4 protein-coding genes are annotated in these 6,052 nt (G+C 39.8%); 1 reads left to right on the top strand and 3 read right to left on the bottom strand.

What is annotated here, in order from left to right; all coding sequences use genetic code 11:
* Window positions 1–2,416 (bottom strand): alpha-amylase family glycosyl hydrolase (locus AC1DSB_RS12925; protein WP_477586849.1); only part of this gene is annotated, 2,416 nt, incomplete at its 3' end.
* A gap of 910 nt (window positions 2,417–3,326) precedes the next feature.
* Complete coding sequence (locus AC1DSB_RS12920) at window positions 3,327–4,301, bottom strand: YecA family protein (RefSeq protein ID WP_477586847.1); 975 nt, start codon at window positions 4,299–4,301, stop codon at window positions 3,327–3,329.
* Window positions 4,302–4,740: 439 nt separating this feature from the next.
* On the opposite strand from AC1DSB_RS12920, the gene AC1DSB_RS12915 reads away from it, so the two are divergent.
* Window positions 4,741–5,220: a sigma-70 family RNA polymerase sigma factor gene (locus AC1DSB_RS12915; RefSeq protein WP_477532441.1), complete on the top strand. Its 480-nt coding sequence runs from the start codon at window positions 4,741–4,743 to the stop codon at window positions 5,218–5,220.
* Between the two features lie 225 nt (window positions 5,221–5,445).
* Here AC1DSB_RS12915 and AC1DSB_RS12910 read toward each other — a convergent pair whose 3' ends face one another.
* Window positions 5,446–5,922, bottom strand: coding sequence for a competence protein ComK (locus tag AC1DSB_RS12910; protein WP_477586848.1), 477 nt, complete (start codon window positions 5,920–5,922; stop codon window positions 5,446–5,448).
* Window positions 5,923–6,052: the final 130 nt, after the last annotated feature.

Below are 6,052 nucleotides of genomic sequence, written 5' to 3'. Positions count from 1 at the left end.
CGTTTGCTTCATAGACCTCTCCAGAATAATAATCAGTCACTACTGCATCCGCCGAATCAACTGTTAACGTCACATCTATCGCTTCTTCAGCGACGTTCAATCCGACGTAAACCGATTGATCTTGATAGTCACGAGAGAATAATAGGAATTTATCTTTGTCAGATCCTCCTACAAATGTTCTTTCGCCTTTCGCAAACACTTTTGAATGCTCACTTCTGAAGTTAAGAATTTTTGTGTAGTGTTCCAACACATCATTGTTATCGACTTGATCCCACGCAAAGTTATAGCGGTTATCATATTGCGGGTAGTTGTTGGCTCCACTTTGCCCAAGTTCTTCTCCGTAATAAATGACTGGCTGCCCTTTTGCTGTTGCCTGCAAAGATGCCGCAACTTTCAACTTGCCTTCATCGCCACCTAGTGAATGAAGGAATCCGTCTTCATCGTGGCTACTTAAAAACTGGCCTAATGTTGCGGCATTGTCGATTTTTCCATTGCGATCAACAAGCGCTTCATTTGCTGCTTTCAATTGACCATTTACAAAGTTTCTCGCTGTATTTTTAAACTCAAAATCAAGTAATGAATCCATCGTGCCTGTGTTCAGGTAACCGAGGTTATTATTAACGTTAGCACCCCAAGCTTCACCAATCATCTTAAACTCAGGCATTTTGTCCGTTAATGCATTTTTGAATTTCATCCACGTAGCATCTTCCACATGCTTAACGGTATCTACACGGAAGTAGTCAATTGTATTTCCATTTGCTGTCGTTGCTTGCTCAATCCAGCTCGTTTGCCAATCAATGATTTGTTGACGAACTGCAGGGTCTTCCGTCTTAATGTCAGGAAGTCCAGCCAATTCACCAACAACCTCATCCGTTCCAACGTCAGCTCCTTGACGGACGATATCGCTGAAATTCGCACGCTCTTCGTCTGTCGGGAAACCTGCAGGCTTGTTTGCCATAGCTCCATCGATTTCTTTCAAGCCATAGCCGGTATGATTCACTACGACATCCACCATGATTTTCATATCACGGGCATGCGCTGCATCAATCAGTTCGTGGAAATCTTCCATCGTTCCAAAGTGCGGATTCAATTTCCCAAAGTCACTTGCCCAGTAGCCATGATAGCCGTAATATGGATCAACAGATGGCCCGTTTGTTTCGACAGAACGAACATCATATTTGATGTTTTCTACAATTGGACTAATCCAAATCGTATTCACACCGAGATCATCAAGATAATCCAATTTAGCCGTAATCCCTTTTAAGTCTCCACCTTGGTACGTTCCACGTTTAGATGTATCATAGTTCAAATCGTAAGGGTCATTGTTCGATTCATCACCATCAAAGAATCGATCTGTTAACATAAAGTAAATGACGGACTCGTCCCAATCAAAATCAGTCGTTCCTGTCGATTGTCTCGTTTTCACTTCAACTTCCGCTGTTCCTTCATACGTGTTTCCATAAGAATCAACGACTGTTAAAGGAATCGTTTTGATGCCAACAGTTGTGTCGTCGTCTACTGCAATCGCAATCTCTTTTAAAGATGGATCAATCTCAAGCTTAGCTGATCCACCTAACGAAGAAGCATCTGCAGTGAGTTTGCTAATTTCCACATCGTCTGTCAGACCTTGAATATCAACAGTTAAGACAGCATTTTGATTATAATCAATCGCTGCAGGCTCCACTGATCCTGAAACCGTCAAGTCAGCTTTCTTGAAGTCAATTGTTGAAACTCCGTCTGTTGTATTGTAAGGATCAGTTACTTCTGTTGTAATACCACCTTTTGTTACAAGGAATGAGTATGAGGTTTTACCATTTGGAATGTTGTCGTATGAGAATACAAATCTCTCATTTTCAGGTTCATATGTCATTTCATTCGTTTGTCCATTAAACTTCAACTCTACTTTTTCAATCGTGTCCATGTCGTCACTAGCGAAAAGGGCTTTGTCCCGGTAATAGAAAGTTGCGTCCCCTTTATCAATGACTGGAGCCGAACCATCCGGAACGATGCGAATTTGCTCGACACCGCTAGTAATATAAGCCTTTGTCAGTGAGTCGTTCTTATTCACTTGAATAAAACGATCCCCAAACTCTTTTTGAGCAGTATCCCAGTTATCAGTACTACGAAGAACAAATCCAAATTGCTTCGTTTCAGGAGCAACCGCAATATTAACTGATGCCACTCCTCCTTCATACGATTCAAAATTGATTTGATCATTTTTAATGCCAGTATTCCATGCCCAAATATTCCAGGTACCATAGATTTGATCTTCGCGAATATAAGTGAATCGTACATGACGATTCGAAGAGTCCGTTAATTCATTTACAGCTGTTTCTGTTGAACTCGTGGCATGTGCCTGTTGAGCGGGTATAAATGGTAGCCATAAGCTCAAAACCAGTACTGAAACGATAAACATATTTAGTTTGCGTTTAACATCTATTGCTATTCTCACTCAGCATTTCCTCCTTATTCTTTCGGTGTAATAGATTGATAGATTAATGCCAGTCCGCCTCCCTTTCTTGGTTAGATTTGAACCCACCACTCGTTGTGAAACCGTTTGCACAAATAAATCGAAAGCACTTACATATCACATTTGAAAGAAGGAGATTCTAGCTGAATTTATGCATTGATTAATATATGCAAGCGTTTGCAATACATGTAAAATTTTACTTTAAATCTAGGTAAACGGCAACTTAAAGTTAGAAGATTCAGAATAATAACTTGAGATTAGAGAGCTAAATAAAGTGGCTTGCAATGGCTATTTGAACAAATACCCCATTTAAGAAAAAGATGTCCTTCTCCTCCTTGACTTTAGTCACTGAGAAAAAGGACACCTTCTTATCGTTTATTCATTAAATATAAATCGTTTCGAAATAGTGGTTTCAATTATCGATTCATCGAGCTAAATTTGGTGAATGCAAACAGTTCTTCAGTTTCCTCGATATACGTTCTGGAACTCACTGTTTAACCCTACTACTAGCCATCAATCCAATAGCTTTCTCGCTTTATTTAACTTATTACTGTGCATTTCAATCTTATTGATAATCTCGTTCCTAAGGTTAGGACAGACAGCCCCATTTAACAACGCTTTCTGATAAAACAAACAACACCTGCGCCAAAACATTACCACGCGCATCATCCCCTAATCCCGTATACATTGTAAATATCATAGAATAAATTAAGAAATATTTATGTGGTTAAATAGAATCGTTTTATCAATTTATAGTTATGTTCTTTGGATTAGGAGATATGACTAAATAACCTACATGAACAATTTAAAGTACTTCTCCTCACGGTTCGTCAAGTAGAATGTACTAGAGAGATGTTCAATCCTTATTGTTTGTCGAAGCTGCCTCCAAAAGGAAATCGCCTATTTGGTCTCTGTATTTTGCGACCGTTGCGGATGAAACATCAAAATAAGTAGCGAGTTCTTTCATCGTTGAATAAACAGGACCCACCAGCCCGAAGTCATATGCCACTTGAATAGCACCAGCAGCCACAGCTTCCGGTTTCTTTGCTTTGACGCCATGTTCCAACAAAAAGGCACTCAGCAGTTTTTCGACCATTTCTTTGTCGTGACTGTGCTGATCCATATATTGTGCAGCCATATGCATGATTCTACTTTGGAAAGGCGTGAAGGAAAACAGAGATTCGACGTGACCGAATGACGCGTATAAATCTAGATAGTCTACGTCTTTCGCTTTCATTTTTCCTACCAGTTGTTCAACTAAAGAAGATCGGCTTTTCGGTATGAACACAATACCACTCGTTCCGACTAGACCTCGCTCACCTTCTCGTGGATCAAGCAAGACAATGCCAAATAACCACTCACCAATGACGGAGTTCAATCCTCCACCTGGCAATGTATAGTCCTCTTTACTTAACGAGTCACGCACAACCAATCGGTCTCCTTGTACACCCGTCACTTCGCCGAGGAGCAAGAAAGGATGTTTCCAATCCGTCAACACATCAATTACTTGTTGTCTGCGCTGCTTCGTGATTTGCTTCTCTACAAAGCTCGTCCATAATTCCGATTGCTCCAGATAATRGTAACTATCCATAGCGATGGCTTCGATTAATTCCGGTTCAAAAATCGAACGAAGCTCTGACATCCATTTCCGTACACGCACGTCCAGCTCACCATAAGTACGCGGACCGAGCCCCTCGTTCGCAAAACCTTCCATTATGCGTTCGAGTTCACCATCTACCACATCTGATAGATTGATGACATTCGTCTTGCCACAACATTTCTTATATTTTAGCCCGCTTCCACAAGGACAGGCATCATTTCTTCCTACCATAATAGGTCACCCTTTTCTTACTCATTCTACTAATAAGGGTAACATATGTGTTTGTTTAGATACAATTGAGGTAGAAGCATGGATAATACAGAATTTTATTGTTGTCTCGTTAATTAAAAACTCCTCATCTTACTTCGTTTAACAATACTATTGACTGAGTTTAATTCTTCGAGAGGTGTAACATCTTCTCTTTTCGTATTTTGTCACGTAAAGCCGAAATCTTTCAATTTACTGGATCAAAAAAATAACTCGTGATTTTCGACCAATGTGTTTCTTCCTGCACTTCTGTTACATCAATTAAGATTTTCACTCTAGTGTAAAGAGTAAATTTGTATGAGACAAACGTTCAAAACACTGATTGGAACGGATTTTATGGATGCCCTACAATGTGGCTACCTAGGAATAACCCTAATGTGCACATTGGCAAGGCAGCTCAAAAATGGACAATTTTAATAAAGTGTTAAATCAGTTTGAACCAATGATTCATGCATGTTTACGCAAGCTCCGTATTTATAAAAATCATGATGCGTTCATACAAGCCGGGCGTATTGGGCTTTGGCAGGCGTGGAAACGCTATGACAAGACTAAAGGAGACTTTGCACCTTTTGCCTATCGAAGTATTTATGGAAGTTTACTGGATGAATTGAAAAAAGCGACGACCGAAGAATTGCTTATGCCAGCAGAAGATCATACGCTGGAGCTTTTATTGAACCAACCCGTTTTGGTATCGGAAAATTGGGAGCAATTGAGTGAAGCCTTGTCTCGGTTGCAGCCCCATGAACAACAGCTTATTCATTTGTTATACATGATCGGGAGTTCACAGGACGAAGTGGCCAAGCATTTAGGGATTACGAAAGCTGGAGTCAAAAAAAGAAGAGAGCGTACTTTGGCTAAACTAAAACAACTGATGACAACATAAACCTGCTTTCAACCTTCAACGAGGTTCTATTATAAACCTGTCATCCAACAATGTGGATGCAAGAGTTTTGAGTAGAGCCTCAATCTTTAATTCGTCATGCAAATGGTTGTAGCACAAGTTTGCTTCATCATAAAAGGAATAGGAGACAACTTTTATTTTTCAGCAAATTGGCAATCGGTAAACCACGCTATGCATGTTGGATGTATTTATGAGTAAATTATGTGATTATTCATCGGTGGGTGGTGAATCTCTTCGTATGTAAGGTTTCTTTTGTCGGTGGATAAAGCGATAAGTATCTAAGGTGAAGTGGAGTCTTTGCTGTTGTTTCAAAAGGATGTGTTTGGAAACATGGACGGTAATGGACATCCCATTTGGAAACGTCACCAGACATTTCCCCTTTTCAAACTCTTCTACGACGAAGGGGTGGTTGAACAGCCAGACACAATCTTGACGTTGATAGGACATCGTCGGAAATGCGCCGATTTCCGTCGGTTCGATGAGGATTGGCGTTTTATTGGGATATTTCATAAAAATCCTCGWCGCCTGCATCCGGCCTTCCATTGTAGAAGCATATCGAATGCATGCATTATTCAGTAATTCATGAACAGTCATTTTAGAATAATATGTCCCGTGAGTTGTCACGATTTTTGATTTATACTTCCCTGTAAATACAGGCTCAAGCAATAAGGCTTGATTGTCGATTAAATTAGAATCACAGTTTCTCAGAATAAATTCTCCTTTGCGTCTCCTATAGTTAAATTCTACTAAATTACCAGATAATTGTATAGTGTAAATTAACTGAATTATTAATTTTAATCAGATTATTTTATAT

Source organism: Paenisporosarcina sp. P4_E4_2 (assembly GCF_056401595.1).
The sequence above is the reverse complement of the archived record's forward strand: the minus strand, read 5'-3'. Positions and strand labels throughout refer to the sequence as shown.

Excerpts from the sequence above, each read along its gene's own strand:
- AC1DSB_RS12915 (WP_477532441.1), top strand. The coding sequence starts at position 4,741 with ATGGACAATTTTAATAAAGTGTTAAATCAGTTTGAACCAATGATTCAT.